This window comes from Ruegeria sp. AP11, assembly GCF_056535865.1.
This window is the reverse complement of sequence record NZ_JBQFJB010000002.1, coordinates 742105-756606: the sequence shown is the minus strand read 5'-3', so window position 1 is coordinate 756606 and position 14502 is coordinate 742105. Positions and strand designations below refer to the sequence as shown.

Genomic DNA, 14502 nt, shown 5'->3' with positions numbered 1-14502 from the left:
CGAATTAGAACTGGTCCTCTGACAGCGAAGCGATGGCGATGCCTTCAAGAAAGAAAAGATAAGACCCCGAAGGTCACGCCGACATTCATCTGGTCAAGCCCGTCGCGCCCAGGTGGATACTCGTCAGAATTGCAAAACACGAAGTCGCCCGTCTGGACGAGCAGCGTGCTTGCGGCTACGCTAGAGTAACTGCATACCGGCAAGTCGATAAACATGATGGGGCGAACTAAACGGACGGCTACTGTTCCTGCAGCCTGTGCAGAGCATCATTGAAAACAATCAAAGTACCTCAAAAGCCGCCTTTAAGAGAACATAATAATGAAAGAATTTCGAGTTATCAATATTTTATTCCCAGTTATTTTGTTTTTCATAACAATTGTGGCAACTTATGCCATCAATTATTTTGGCGGCCCATTTTCATGGGATGATGGAACGATTACGCTTGCCTTCGGGCGATCTATTTTTGAATATGGTACTTTTTCTTTGACCGAAAGCAGCCCTATTGTTGAGGGTAGTTCGAGTATTCTGTACACCTTTATGATGGGTGCGATAATTTACTATTTAGAATTAGATTTTTATCAATCTATTGAGGCGTCGAGATATTTGACGGCAATTTTTCTTTGGGGTACGTCCTTTCTAATCTATTTAGTGGTTCGACCGGCTGTGGGGCGGGCTTTTGGTTTTATTTTAGCTGCTCTTTATCTTGCTATTCCAGTAAACTATTATGAAGTCTACAACGGCATGGAGATGCACGCTCTCGCCTTTTTGCTTCTTTTGTATGTGTATTTGACAAGTCGCGGCAAGAATTTTGCGCTACTTGTTTTGCCGCTTATCGTTATTTCGAGAATTGAAGGTGGTTTTTATTTGTTGACCGCTTTAACGTTGGCATTTGTTTTCTCGGATCATGCCGAGAGGCGGAGATATTTTTTACATATATTGGTTACTGTTTTTGTGCTAACAGTTCTTCAGATTTTTAGAGTCTTGTATTTTGAATCTTTTTTTCCAAATACTGTTACTGCGAAGATGAATCCCCCGTATAGCTCTGAAGGCGTCGGAGATTTGTTCAGAAAAGTTACGGCGCTTGTCGATGCCTTGAAGTTATACGCTGTTCCAGTTACTATTTTGATTATGTTGATTATTTTTGTAAATCCCAAGAGAATTATAATTCCCGGTGTCTCTATAATTCTCTCATTCTTCCTGTTTAACGCTATTGCTGGTACAAATTGGGGTTACACGGAGCGAATGACGTTGGCCATGTTGCCAATCTTTTTGTTCACAATTCTGTATTTTTTAGAGGTCGGTAAGGAGCATTTGTTTAAAAACTTTTACAATAGGCGCGTGGTAGCTGGAATCCTCGCTCTTACCATAGGGGGATACGTTATTGCTTCATTCCATTCGAGTTTTTCTTTGATGAGAGATCTTTCTGAAGCTTACGAACTGCAGAAAATGAGAGGCGAAGACGTGTCGAATCTGAATTCTGCAGACCCATTTTCTTATGGCGATTATGGGATTACTCCAGAAAACTATAAATTGACAGGTGAAGCGGTCCAGAGCTTGGCCGCCATTTCCAATCTGAGAGATCTAAAATTTGCTGCTCCGGATGTTGGGGGTCTGGGGCTCTGTTGCAGTGAGATATCTGTAGTGGATTTGGCGCTTTTAACAAATCCAGAACTTGCAAAATATGGCTATGGTTTTCTCGAGGAACAACTTCTAAAAGAATCTCCTCACTTTATACAAATCCATGGTATTTGGTCAGAGAGTTCAGGAATTTATCATTCGCCCCATTTTTTAGAGAGCTATAGACCTTTGTTCTTCGCGAATACATTGTTTTATGCGCGTACTGACATAATCCAAGACCTGGTTAATCGCGACCTTGTAGATGTTATCGACACATCGTCGATTGACTGGGGCCTTGCTCGGTACATTCAAAACCCAGATGATCAGAGTTTTGTATCCACCTTTCAAAAGGTTTATAGTATCGTTGCGGCGGAAAGAGACGCTTAGCTCAAGGCTCAAATCAGAAATTGACAAGAGAAGTGAGGGTGATAGCAGATAGGAAAACCACCGGAGACCTGACTTTTCGTGTTACCGTGCGCCGCCAGTCCTTGCGCCAGTTGGGCGCGATGTTTATACTAGTCCATGGCTTATTGCGATGCTTGTCGTATCGTAGACTGTCTTTCGCCGTTTACGGACTGGGATGCACGCACGCATCCCTTTGCCTTTGAACACTGGGCTACTCCCTGAAATTAGGACACTGACGTAAGCTATGATTTGTTGCCTGCTGGTCTTCGACGAGAAGGAGATCATAGATGTCGAAGCGGAAGAGCCATTCGCCGGAGTTCAATGCGAAGGTGGCGCATTAGGTGCTGAGGGGTGAACAGACGGTCGCTGAGTTGGCGAGCCAGTTTGGCGTTCACCCGACGATGATCCACAGTTGCAAGCGGGCGCTCTTGGAAGGTGCGTCCGGCGTATTTGAGCGCGGCGGCAAGAAAGCCCCTGAGATTGACGAGGAGCAGGTCAAGGAACTGTACGCGAAGATCGGGGAGTTGGCCGTAGCCAACGATTTTTTGTCACGAAAGCTCAAGCCGTGGATCGGCAAGTGAAGCGCAAGATGGTTGAGCCAACCAATCCGGACCTGCCCATCGGCAAGTAATGCAAGCCGCTGTCGATCTTGCGGTCGTCATTCTATTACACGCCCAAGGGCGAGACGGCGCTGAATCTGATGCTGATGTGTCAGATTGATGAGCAGTTCCTGGAAGCGCCGTTCTTTGGCGTGCGGCCGATGACCTGGCATCTGCGCAACGAAAGCCATCTGGTGTACGAAAAACACTTACGCCCCCTGATGCGGCTGATGGGCCTCATGCCGATCTATCAAAAGCTCAATACCAGCAAGGCGGCGGAGGGGCACAAAACCTACCCCTACTTGTTACGCGGCTTGCGAGTGACCTCGCCCAATCAGGTCTGGGTCGCAGACATCACCTATCTGCAAATGCGTAAGGGGTTCTTGTATCTGGTGGCGATTATGGACTGGCACACCCGCAAGGTGCTCGCCTGGCGTATCTCAAACACGCTGGAGGCTGACTTTTGCGTCGAAGCGCTGAATGAGGCGATCCACAAGTTCGGCCCGCCTGAGATCATGAACACCGACCAAGGATCGCAGTACTCGTCCATTGCCTGGATCAATCGGCTGCGGCGATCAGCTGTCCGTATCTCGATGGACGGCAAGGGTCGGGTCCTCGACAACATCTTCGTCAAGCGGCTGTGGCGATCCCTGAAATATGAGTGTGTCTATTTGCATGCCTGGGATACCGGATCGGAGGTAAAAGCCGACGTCGGGAAGTGGATCGAGTTCTATAACCGAAAACGCCCCCATCCCGCACTTGGCGGCAAACCCCCAGCTGTGATCTATTGGCTGAGAAAGGACGAAACACAACCCGATCAGCAGAAGCAGAGAGTAGCTTAAACGACGCCAAAACCTGTCCAAACATTGGAGAGTAGCTCAGGTGATCCATGCGCCAACATGAAAATCAATGGGTCATGACCCGAGGGCGACATCAGCATTACGTTCAAGTGGAGCGAATAATCGAACAAGTGTTTAAAGTTATAAATTAGAGATGTATTTTGCAATCATGCGCTATAATCTTTATCCGACAAGACAAATATTTCTGGAGTTTGTGAAGTGCGATTTTTAAGTGCAGCCCTAGTTTCGCTGGTCATTGTTTCTTCGGTGCCGAGCTTGGTGCGGGGTGAGGTATTACAGAGGAGGGCGACTGGCGCGTATATGAACAGCCTCTATGATCTTGTTCCCCCGATGATGAAGTTGTTGGTTGAGGCGAATGGCGAACAGTTTTTTGGCGCTCAAGGCAGCTACGGTATTGAGCCGCCTTTGGCTCCACCAAATTGGAAGCAGAACTGGCTTCGACTTGGTGTTCAATCGCCAGGGGCCACCCAGTCTTGGCAATCACTCGAACGTTCAAACATAACAGACGTCATCATCGTCACGGATAACTTCTCAGGCCCTCCTGTATACGGATCGCAGGGATCCAACCCTGACCCGGTGGCCGGTGGTCCGATCCCCAGACCTCCAGTAGAAGGCAAGGCGCTTACCTGGGGTGATGAAGTCACCGATATCATCAAAGCCCATGAAGAGAACGTCACCGACGCACCGATCTACTGGATTTATGAAGGCTGGGCAGATGCCGGAAAAATTCTGGACGAAAGCTCTGGTTCCGGATCAAACCGCGACTTTGCGCGTTGGCGCGAAAGAACAACTTCGCAATATGATTACACAGGCTGGTTCGACAATCTGCTGGAGCATGCCAGAGAAAGTCATCCCGAAGTGGCCTCTCGCATTCGGATGATCCCGGTCGCCCGTACAATGGTCTCGGTCATGGAAAACACACCGGCTTCGGCACTGAAGGCCGGTGATTGGTTTATCGACGATGCACCGCACGGGAACGACACGTTGCACCTGTTGGTGGCAATGATCGTTTATTCGGCGATGTTCGAACAGGAGGCGCCAAAACCGGATGTATCGACGAAGAACATTCATAGCGTCTTCATGGACAACTACGAAGAAATCTCTGCGTATGTGTTTGAGGCTGTGCGCCCATATATTCCGTCCTGACGCCTTTACTTCGTTTTGTCAGAGCCAAAGGTAATCTCGCAACGGGATCACCTTTGGCGAATTTTCAGGGGTACAAATCAGATTTGTGAGGCGCGGGTGACTCTTATCATCCTGCGGCTGGGTAAAGTATGCCATTTACTGCTTTCCAGGCCATGCCGCCCCACAGCACGTCGACGAAATGTGAGAAGCCCACGATCAGGAAGAAACCGAGCAATATGTTGAATAACCGAGGCGGAAGCTCGCCGCCCGGGTCGCTTTTCGCGTAGCCGAGGCTGAGGGCGATCAGCAGTGTAAAGATAGCGGCTGTGGTGTGGAAACTGACCCACCGGCCCCAGTCTACAGCGACGACGTAAAGAGGCAGAAACAGGAAGGCCGAGGCCACGTAGGCCCGGGTGAATATTCGGCCATCCATCAAGTGCCTGCCGATGAGAAGTATCGGAACCGCGGTTATCGCGTATAAGAATACGAAGGATAGAACGAGGGGTGAGAAAAACATCCAGAACGTTGCTGTCACATATTCCCCGAGTGGAATTTCAAGCGCTTTGATCGCTCCGGCGCAAATCTCGGCGTCAACGCCGGCTGCCAATACAGGTCGGCAGACCGTCCTATAGTCGGTCACGGTATCGAAGCTGATTGCGATGACGACGGAAGCGATGCAGGACCCTGCAAGGATCACCAGTAGTGCAACGAAGTCCCCGCGAGACATCGCAGATTTCGAAAACAGCAGATAGTAGCCGAAGGCGAAAAAGGGCGCGAAGAACAGGTTGCCTTCGTGGCACAGGACAGCAAAGCCAAACACAATGGCCGAGGAATAGATCGCGAGACGCCCGGGAACCGGACGACTGGAGGCAAAAAGCAACAAAGCGAAAGCAAGAAACGCGATCAGTTCCTTGCGCAGCCCTCCTTGATCGTCAAGCGACCAGAAACTGATGAAAAAACCGGGTGACAGGATAAGAAGCCAGAGTGTTGCTGGCGTGTCGGATTTTCTGACCGACAGGGTAATCAGGCCTACTGTTGCCACCAAAAGCGAGATTTGTAACAGCACGACCAAAAGCACGAGGTCGATGGACAGCCCTTGAGAGACCCTTAAAAGCAGAGATCCCATAATGCCCCGACGGATCGGCGCTTCCATACTGTTGATCAGCCAGTCACCCTGTTTCCAGGAGTTTCCGCCCAGAAGGAAATCCTGATAGGCAAGCACGGCAATATAAATTGCAAAAGCCCATATCAGGAATTTGGGAACTGAATAAATGTATCTTTGCAAGAGCAACGGGCCCAATAGAACAGAAGTCGGTTATGGACGCCAAACGAATTCCCGCCCGATCGACAAAAACGCCAGTGGGCTATCGGCCCGCCCCAGACCTTCTTCGTCACGGACTCGGTAATTCAGCCCGGCGTTGACAATCCATTCGGTTTCCAATTCGTAGCTGTACACGGCGTTCAGGTCGGTGCGCTCGACGCGAGGGTCGACAGCAGTGGCTTCTGTCAGGATGTGTGTCGCACCAAGACCCAGCCGAGAAGAGGGGCCTAGCCCGAAGATATAGCCGACATCAAAAATATACGCTGTCTGAAAGACGTCATCTTCGGTTGCGACGATGTTACGATCGAAGAACACCTGTAGTTCGTTAGCGCCAAATTCCTGCGAATAGATCAGTGTTCCAATGGGTTCTATGTCGTCGTCGCTGGTGTAGGCAAAGCCAAGGTTGGCCGAAAAGTCGCCATTTGCGACGACGAGATTTCGGCCCAGACGCAGGCGGTTGAGGCGCCCTGCGGTATCGAGCTCGGATTCGGCCGAAAAGAAAACATCACCGTTGGGCAGATCGCGCTCGGCGTCGATACTGCCGATAACGCCTTTGGTCAGAATATCCCCCAATATGTCGCGTTGTTCGTCAATATCGGTGTAGCCCAGTACCAGATCAATGCGGGTGTCTGCGGACAATTCTTGTGTCAGGCCGAAATTGATCTCTTTGGTCCGGCGGTCCGTTTGATCGGGATCATCCTCATCATATTGTTCTGCAAAGACCTCAATGCTTGCAATTGTTCGCGGCGATAGGATAAAGCCGATCCCTGCTGTCGCGCTGACGGTTTGTTCATCAAACAGGTCGGGGTTTGTCTGGTCGATATAATCGAGATTGTATGATTCGACCTGAAAGAAATAGTTCACCAGATCCTGACGCCCGAAATCCATCTGGAACGAGAGCCCGTATTCGCGCCGCGTCCCTTCACCGGTCAGGTCGTCGAAATCCGGCGGCAGATCAACGACACCTTCCTCATCGATAAAGTCCCGCAACGAGCGCAGAAAACCGATATCGTAACTTAAGAAATCTGCCCCTAGCGTCAGACCGGCATTTGCACTTTCACGGCTGTAGTCGAGATCGAATATCGAATCCCCAATATCGAATTCGCTGCCTCGATCTGGCAGGTTGGACCAGCGTAACGCTGTCACTGCGTCCAAACTAAAGCTTTGAATCGGGGTTTCGCTCGAGATGCCAAAGGACAGCGGGGTTGAGATGATCGTGCCATGGCCTTCTTCCGGGAAATCGAGCCCGAGATTGCGACCGGATTCGATCCTTTGACCAATGCCGAAGGTGTAAATCGTGCCACTGGTGTCCAACGGTGCGCGCTGCGCCTCGGCGTGATGACCCGCTGTTGTCGCTATACACACGGCACCAATAAATACCGCAAATCGGACAGGGTTGAGTTTCACGTCCCGGCCACTTTCTTGATTATTCAAACAGACGACGCTGCGGGATCACGATCACGTCGCCATCGATCAGCTTTGTGCTGCCTCCGGTACCGGTGCCATCCAGCATCGCATCATAGTTGAACTGATAGACGCTTTCCTTGCCAGATCTGTCGGTTCGGCGCAGCATGACCCGTTTGGTGGCGGCAAAGCGCGAGAACCCTCCCATCTCACCGAAGAACTGCATCAACGTGGTCCCGCGCACTGGCGCATGACGCCCGGGCGAGCCCGCTTCTCCAATCACATATACATTGATCGTTTCGTCGGGAAGCGGCGGAATCGGTACGTTCAACGCGCCCAGCGATACAAACACGTTGGGCGTAGAAGCGAAGTTGGGAGCAAGCAGTTCGGTCAGATCGGACCTGACCTGCTCAACTGTGCGCCCTCCGGCCCTGATGGTGCCCGCGAGCGGTACGTTTATCTGACCGTCAGGGGCCACAAGAATGTCGCGGTTGAGGCTCTCATCTTCAAGCACTTCGACACGCAGCGTATCGCCTGACTGAATCCGATAGCCCTGCGCCAGCGCCGGCAGCGCCAGAACGCTGATCAATGCCGAAATAAGCAATGTGAAAATTGATCTCATGTCCAAACTCTTCCATCCCTGCATTGCAGTATCGCTCGGCGCCGGGCCGAATACTCTCTATCCTGTTTCGGCGATATCTTGCCCAGCTTTCAAGTCAGTTTTCGTGATTTCTTGCAGACTGTGACGTCGTTACCCTTTGTTAACCGGATCTTCCTAACCTGATCGGCGAATGACCGCTGCCCTCGTGCGCTGGGTGAAGACATTATTGTGACACAATTGTATTATTTGCTGGCGTGGTGCCCGGACAACCGCGCGCCGGGACACCTCAGGGGATGAAGTGTGAAATGATAATCGGATTGATCTTGCTTGGAATGATGGCCGGGGGCGCGTTGAGCGTCGGTGCGCTGATTTCAGGCGCCTCATTGGGCACTGCGATCCTGATCTACGCAGCGACCGGCGGTATAGTCGGTCTGGTTTTCTGCGCCATCCTCATGTACCGCGCCCTGCTTGTCGAAGAGAACCGTGTCGAACGCGTTCCGGCCCAGCAGGTGAATTGACAATGGTCCGCGCGTCGGTCACCGGGTGACAGACAATTGCTGCAACAATTCCTGCGTTCTTTGCAACTGAGAGAAGTCGTGCTGCGCTGAAAGCGCGATAGCCCGATTCAAAACACTTTGTGCATCCTCCCCACGCCCTGCTGCGGCATAAGCCTCACCCAGATGATATTGAACCGTCGGATCGTCGGGCAATCCCTGCGCCGCAGCTTCGAGATGGCTTATCGCTTCATCCAGTTCGCCCTTTCGAAATGCAATCCAGCCATAGGTGTCTCGAAAGGCAGGTACGTCTGAACGCTGAAACCGGCGGGCGACCGCAAAGGCACGCGACAGGCTTTCGGCGTCATCGCGATGGATGCTGATCAGGCTGGCCAGATTGTTGGCAAATATTTCGACGTCAGAGTTTGACGTATAAAGCGCATCATAAGCTGCAATAGCTCCGTCGAAATCCATTTGACGTTCAAGCTGTTCAGCCCGCAGCGCCTGCGGCAACATCGCATTGGGATTGGCGTCCGACGCAGTATCGAGCAGCTCCGTAAGCTCTGCCTCGCGCTGCTGCCGGGTCAGAAGTCGGGCCAGTTGGCGCACGGATCGAAGATCTGTCGGGTCTTGTGTCAACAAAGCGCGATAGATGGTTTCGGCCTCGTCATCCTGACCCTCGGCCTGGTGCAGCCCGGCACGTAGATAGCGCAATACCGCGTCGTCGGATGCACCCTGTAACCGGCTTTCGATCAGGGCAACAGCCGCATCGGTTTTCCCGCTTTGAACCAAGGTTCTAATCAAGTTGTTCAAAACATTGAGGTCGGCCGGTTCTGCAGCGCTCAGGTCGCCCAGAAATCTGATGGCCTCGTCGGTGCGGCTCTGTTGTACCAGCGCTGCTGCTTCGATTTGATCCGCCGCCGCCAGCGCGGAGGGGACGTCCTGGGCCCGGAGGCGCCAGATAAGGCGCTTCACCCGAACCCAATTCTTCTGTCGCAATTGAAGTTCGGCCATCGCGGTCAGCAATTCGATATTGCCGGGCGCGATACCAAGTGCATCCGCCAGAACGGTTGCGGCAATGTTCAGCCTGTCATCCTTCAGCAGGAACGCAGCATAGCGCAAGGACACGTCCGGTGCACGACCGGCAGCTTCAACCGCCAGGGCATAGCGCTCACCCGCCAGTTCCCGTGCGCCGGCGCGTTCATGGGCCTGACCCATCAGGATCAGAATGTCGGGATCGCGCGGTGCTCCGGCCTGAGCGGTGCGTAGTGTCAGAATTGCCTCTTCAGGATGATCGTCGCGGATCAGCCAGGCCGCGTGCATTTTCAGCGCCTCGGTGTGGTCCGGAGTTTCTGCCAATACCTCATCAACCAGCGCTTCGGCGGCAGGTACTTCTCCGCCGCTGATCAGCATGCGCGCCAGATTGATCTTCAGATTTGCCGTCTCTTCCGTTGCCTGCGCATCCGCCAGCAACTCGTGCATCATTTCGATGGCGGCTGCGGTTTGGCCCGCCTCGTAGTTCAGTGCCGCCAATGTGGCTTGATAGCTTTTGTTTTTGGGTTGCGTCGAAATCAGACTGTTCAGCTCCGAACGCGCGGCCTCCGTACCCCGGGTGCGTTTGAGAAAGTCGACCACTTGCAGATGTTCGTCCACGCCTGCATCGGGCGCATTTGCAAGTTGACGCAGGAATTTTTCGCCGCCTGCGATATCCTCATGTTCCATGTGCCAGGCCAATCGCATGTTGCGTGCCAGTCGCTGGTCGGGAAAGTGATCGGTCAAGTCCCGCAACGCCTCCCCCACAGCCGCCATGTCCTGTCGGTCGGACAGAATTCGCAGTCGGGCCAGATGGAAGTCGTACTCATCGGGAAGATACGTCAACGCTGTTTCGATGCGATGCAGGGCCAGATCTGGCTTCCCGGTCGTTACCGCATGATCGATGATCAATCGCTGGGCCAGACGATCGGTGGGGTGATTCACCAGCCTGTTCTGGGCGACCTGCAATGGTGTGTCCAGCGCAGCAATATCATCGGCCTCGATCCCCTCGCGATAGTCAAGTACCGCGTTCAGAAAGCGGACTTCAGCATTCTCCGCAACCAGATCGCGCGCAGCACGACCATGGCGCAAAGCATCTTCCCATCGGTTCTGGTCCAATGACATTCTGGTCACAATGAGTCTGGCGTCCAGCCGGGCCGGCTCCTGCTCGACCACGCGCAGATATTGGTTCAGCGCTTCGCCGCTCTCACCTTGCTGTGCCAGAGTCTGCGCAAATAGGAGACGCCCCTGCGTATGAGAGCTGTCGAGCTTCAGTACATTGCGCAGCTCAAGCAGCGCCCGTTCCGGGTCGTCCGCATCCAGAAGCTGAAGCGCCGAATTGTAATGCCGTTCGGCCCGTTCTTCTGAGGACTCGCATCCAGCCAGAAAAAGGGCCGCGCAAAGCGCGATGAGGGGCGGATGAAACAGATGTCTGAACATTGCTTTTCGGGTTGAGAATTCGATCAATGCGATACTGCCCAATAGCAGATGATGTTACCAGCGCTTTGGTTGCGCTTAATGTTCGCGTAAATTCACAGCTTGGTGCTTTTTGATGTTGAGCGCGCGAGGTTTGTCCTCCGTCACTCCATAGCTGCGGCGTGGATTTTTCCCTTTCCGGACAAAAAAACGGGAGGTCCCATTCGTATTTATCACCACTTACTTTATAAAACCCTCGAAATTGACAAAATCCCGGTATACGCAGGGGGTTGATTTGGTTTCTTTGTTGTCAGGTTTGTTGATGTTGTGCGGTTAAGAATTCGTTTGAAAATCAAGTACCATAGGACGCCCGGATTGTGTTAACGTCATGGCTGGGTTGAAGATATTGATCACTGGCGCCAGCGGGTTCATCGGACGCTACGCAGTCGATGCGGCACGGGGCGCAGGTCATGAGGTGGTGGCGCTGGTGCGCTCCGAAGCAGCTGCGCCTGCCGCGTGGGCTGCTGATTTCGGTATTTCCGTAGTTGCGGTTGATTTGACGGAACCGGATGCAAAAAACAGGTTGGCGAAACGATTATCTGATGTGGATGCGATTATTCACGCTGCGGCAATAATGAGCGGTGCAGCCGATCGTCAGATTCGCGATACACAGGCGGCAACTGAAACCGTCCTTGATGCTATTCAGATCTGCTCGTCTGCGCCTCGGTTGGTATTGGTCAGTTCTCTGTCCGTCTATGATGGCTGTGCGGTGAAAGCCGGTGCATTGCTGACTGAGGATTGCCCGCTCGAACCCTCGCCTCAGATGCGTGATGCCTATTGTCAGGCCAAACTGATACAGGAGCGGCAATCCCGCGCCGCGGCCGAAGCTCAGGGTTTCGATCTCTGGATCATGCGGCCCGGGGCGGTGTTTGGACCGGACCGTTTGTGGAATGCGCATTTGGGACATCCCGTCGGGCCGCTGCTGATTGCGATGGAGAGTGCCGGGGAGGTCCCGGTCAGCTATGTCGTGCACACGGCGCAGGCGCTTGTGCAGGCTGCACAGACTTCGGCCAATGGGATCGAAGCGATCAATGTTTTCGATGATGACCGTCCGGATCGCGCCACCTATGTCGCAGAGTTGCGCCAGTCCGGGTGGCCACGCGTGGTTATTCCCGTCAACTGGCGTTTGTTCAGCTTCATCGGTGCCGTCTTGAGCAAGATACCGGGTTTGGCTGACAAGTTACCGGGTCTGTTGCGCCCGGCCACGTTACAGGCCCGGATGAAACCCCTGCGCTTTGACACCACTCGGCTTCATGCGCGGCTGGATATCCCACCGCAACTGTCCTTTTCCGAAGTTATGCATCAGGCCCAAATCGAAGGTCATTCGACATGAGCCAACCAGCACCAATTGCGTATCTGACCGGGGAATACCCCCGCGCCACAGACACATTTATCCAGCGCGAAATCTTTGCCCTGCGTGCGCAGGGGATTGAGGTCGAGACCTGTTCGATCCGTAAAACGGGCGCCGAACACCATGTGGGGCCCGAACAACAGCAGGAATTCCAGAAGACCTTCTATGTGATCGCCGCGGCGAAATCTCCACTGCACCTGATCCAATGCCACCTGAAGGCACTGATGCGGGCGCCAGGTCGATACTTCTCGGCCTTTGAGCTGGCGTTGAAGACCCGTCCGGCAGGGTCGAAGGGATTGCTGTATCAACTGTTCTATTTTGCAGAGGCTGCGGTGCTGGCCGAGCATTTGCGCCAGCGCAAAGTGCGCCATCTTCACAATCATATCGCAACGGCCACCTGTACGGTCGCAATGCTGACCAGCCGGATCAGCGGTATTCCTTTCAGTTTCACAATCCACGGGCCGGATATCTTTTTCGAACCGAAACACTGGCGCATTGATACCAAGATCGCGGAAGCCCGGTTTGTGGCCTGTATCAGTGATTTCTGCCGCAGCCAGTGCATGATCTTTTCGGATCCCCAGCATTGGAAGAAGCTCAATATCATTCATTGCGGTATCGATCCCGAGAAGTATCAAGCGACCAGCACCGCTGATCCTGAAAGGCCCCATCTGGTCTTTGTCGGTCGGCTGGCGGGGGTCAAGGGCGTGCCGATCCTGCTTGAGGCACTGTCGCGGCTTGAACAGGATATGCCCGGATTGCGAGCGATGCTGATCGGGGATGGGCCAGAACGGGCAGATCTTGAAGATCAGGCGAAGCGTTTGAAACTGGATGGGGTGGTGCATTTCGCCGGGTATAAATCCCAAAGCGAGGTGGCGGAGATCTTGGCCGGGGCCGACGCGCTGGTCCTGCCCAGTTTTGCCGAAGGTGTCCCGGTGACGCTGATGGAGGCGATGGCCAGTGGACTGCCAGTTCTGGCGACCCGCGTTGGCGGCATTTCGGAATTGGTCGAAGATGGCGTCAGCGGCTATCTGGTGCCGCCGGGAAATGTCGATGTGCTGACCGAACGCCTGCGTGATTTGCTGAGCAATCCCGATTTGCGCGCCCGTATGGGTCAGGCGGGCCGGGCCAAGGTCACCGCCGAATTCAACCAGAAAACCGAAGCGGAGCGTCTGGCGCAACTTATCCAGCCAGAGTGTCAGGGGGTGCGGAATGCCGAATGATACCCTGATCCCGGCAATCGGTCTGGTCCTGATTGGCCGAAACGAAGGTGAGCGTCTGGTCCGTTGCCTGGCTTCGATTCCCGATGAAGTGTCCGCCGTGGTCTACGTGGATTCGAACTCTTCCGATGACAGCGTACAGCAGGCCCGCAATGCCGGGGCACATGTGGTTGAGCTGGACCTGTCCCGCCCGTTCACCGCAGCGCGGGCACGCAATGCCGGATATGCTGCATTAAAGGCGATGGGTGTGCCACTGGACTTTGTTCAGTTTGTTGATGGCGATTGCGCCATCGTCGATGGCTGGGTCGCTGCCGCGTCTGAGGCGCTGGCCGCCGATCCCGGGCTTGGCATCGTGACAGGTTGGAGGGCTGAGATTCACCCTGATGCAAGCGTCTATAATGCGCTTTGCGATTTCGAATGGCACCGCCCGGCGGGTTCGATCCTGACCTGCGGCGGCGACATGATGGTGCGGGTTCCGGCCTTTGACGGGGTCGGCGGCTTTGACGACACCGTCATCGCAGCCGAAGATGACGAATTCTGCGTGCGCATTCGCCAAGCGGGTTGGAAAATCGAACGCCTGCCCCTGGACATGACCCAACACGATGCAGCCATGACCCGCTTTTCTCAATGGTGGAAGCGGGCCGTTCGCACCGGGCACGGGTTTGCCCAGGTTGGCGATCTACATGCCGACTATTTCACGCGAGAGCGCAAACGGGCCTGGTTCTATGGTGCGGTCTTGCCGATTGTCGTGGTCATCGGGTTGATCGTATCTCCATGGATCATTCTGGCCGTTCTGGGCGTCTACGCGATGTCCTATCTGCGGACCGCGCAGGGGCTTATGCGGGATGGCCTGCCACGTCCTTCAGCGATGCGGCAGGCCGTGTTGCTGACCCTGTCCAAACTTCCCAACGTTATCGGTATGCTGACATACCTGTGGCGCCGCAAGCGAGCGGCGCCGATGAAAATCATCGAGTATAAATAGTCATTCGTGTTGAAAAGA

At 53.8% G+C, this 14502-nt stretch carries 10 protein-coding genes and 1 pseudogene; 7 read left to right on the top strand and 4 right to left on the bottom strand.

From position 1 onward, the window contains the following. Positions 1-318: 318 nt before the first annotated feature. From ACR3E4_RS21265 to ACR3E4_RS21255, 3 genes and pseudogenes are all read left to right on the top strand, one after another. Complete coding sequence (locus ACR3E4_RS21265) at positions 319-2004, top strand: hypothetical protein (protein ID WP_480536664.1); 1686 nt, start codon at positions 319-321, stop codon at positions 2002-2004. A 359-nt stretch (positions 2005-2363) separates the two neighbouring features. Further along, positions 2364-3463: pseudogene (locus ACR3E4_RS21260) on the top strand (IS3 family transposase). A 318-nt stretch (positions 3464-3781) separates the two neighbouring features. After that, positions 3782-4627: a hypothetical protein gene (locus ACR3E4_RS21255; RefSeq protein ID WP_480536457.1), complete on the top strand. Its 846-nt coding sequence runs from the start codon at positions 3782-3784 to the stop codon at positions 4625-4627. Between the two features lie 106 nt (positions 4628-4733). On the opposite strand, the gene ACR3E4_RS21250 is transcribed toward ACR3E4_RS21255, so the two are convergent. From ACR3E4_RS21250 to ACR3E4_RS21240, 3 genes are read right to left on the bottom strand one after another with little or no spacing between them, the layout of a single operon-like run. Continuing rightward, entirely contained in the window at positions 4734-5891 is a 1158-nt protein-coding gene (locus ACR3E4_RS21250) for a hypothetical protein (protein ID WP_480536456.1), read from the bottom strand. Positions 5892-5921: 30 nt separating this feature from the next. Beyond that, positions 5922-7334 carry a porin family protein gene (locus tag ACR3E4_RS21245; RefSeq protein ID WP_480536455.1) on the bottom strand — a complete coding sequence of 471 codons (1413 nt, stop codon included), beginning with the start codon at positions 7332-7334 and terminating at the stop codon, positions 5922-5924. A gap of 19 nt (positions 7335-7353) precedes the next feature. Next, positions 7354-7953, bottom strand: coding sequence for a polysaccharide biosynthesis/export family protein (locus ACR3E4_RS21240; RefSeq protein WP_480536454.1), 600 nt, complete (start codon positions 7951-7953; stop codon positions 7354-7356). A 284-nt stretch (positions 7954-8237) separates the two neighbouring features. Between ACR3E4_RS21240 and ACR3E4_RS21235 the strand changes: the two genes are divergently transcribed. Next, positions 8238-8450, top strand: coding sequence for a hypothetical protein (locus ACR3E4_RS21235; protein ID WP_480536453.1), 213 nt, complete (start codon positions 8238-8240; stop codon positions 8448-8450). A gap of 18 nt (positions 8451-8468) precedes the next feature. Here ACR3E4_RS21235 and ACR3E4_RS21230 read toward each other — a convergent pair whose 3' ends face one another. Continuing rightward, complete coding sequence (locus ACR3E4_RS21230; RefSeq protein WP_480536452.1) at positions 8469-10898, bottom strand: tetratricopeptide repeat protein; 2430 nt, start codon at positions 10896-10898, stop codon at positions 8469-8471. Positions 10899-11262: 364 nt separating this feature from the next. Here ACR3E4_RS21230 and ACR3E4_RS21225 point away from each other — a divergent pair, with 364 nt between their 5' ends. From ACR3E4_RS21225 to ACR3E4_RS21215, 3 genes are read left to right on the top strand one after another with little or no spacing between them, the layout of a single operon-like run. Beyond that, positions 11263-12267: an NAD-dependent epimerase/dehydratase family protein gene (locus ACR3E4_RS21225; RefSeq protein WP_480536451.1), complete on the top strand. Its 1005-nt coding sequence runs from the start codon at positions 11263-11265 to the stop codon at positions 12265-12267. Next, the gene (locus tag ACR3E4_RS21220; protein WP_480536450.1) at positions 12264-13505 is read left to right on the top strand and encodes a glycosyltransferase; all 1242 of its coding nucleotides are present in this window, start codon (positions 12264-12266) and stop codon (positions 13503-13505) included. Before ACR3E4_RS21225 ends, ACR3E4_RS21220 begins: the two co-directional genes overlap by 4 nt. Then, positions 13495-14484, top strand: coding sequence for a glycosyltransferase family 2 protein (locus ACR3E4_RS21215; protein WP_480536449.1), 990 nt, complete (start codon positions 13495-13497; stop codon positions 14482-14484). Before ACR3E4_RS21220 ends, ACR3E4_RS21215 begins: the two co-directional genes overlap by 11 nt. Positions 14485-14502: the final 18 nt, after the last annotated feature.

Excerpts from the sequence above, each read along its gene's own strand:
- ACR3E4_RS21225 (WP_480536451.1), top strand. The coding sequence starts at position 11,263 with ATGGCTGGGTTGAAGATATTGATCACTGGCGCCAGCGGGTTCATCGGA.
- ACR3E4_RS21215 (WP_480536449.1), top strand. The coding sequence starts at position 13,495 with ATGCCGAATGATACCCTGATCCCGGCAATCGGTCTGGTCCTGATTGGC.
- ACR3E4_RS21220 (WP_480536450.1), top strand. The coding sequence starts at position 12,264 with ATGAGCCAACCAGCACCAATTGCGTATCTGACCGGGGAATACCCCCGC.
- ACR3E4_RS21230 (WP_480536452.1), bottom strand. The coding sequence starts at position 10,898 with ATGTTCAGACATCTGTTTCATCCGCCCCTCATCGCGCTTTGCGCGGCC.
- ACR3E4_RS21265 (WP_480536664.1), top strand. The coding sequence starts at position 319 with ATGAAAGAATTTCGAGTTATCAATATTTTATTCCCAGTTATTTTGTTT.
- ACR3E4_RS21235 (WP_480536453.1), top strand. The coding sequence starts at position 8,238 with ATGATAATCGGATTGATCTTGCTTGGAATGATGGCCGGGGGCGCGTTG.
- ACR3E4_RS21240 (WP_480536454.1), bottom strand. The coding sequence starts at position 7,953 with ATGAGATCAATTTTCACATTGCTTATTTCGGCATTGATCAGCGTTCTG.
- ACR3E4_RS21255 (WP_480536457.1), top strand. The coding sequence starts at position 3,782 with ATGAACAGCCTCTATGATCTTGTTCCCCCGATGATGAAGTTGTTGGTT.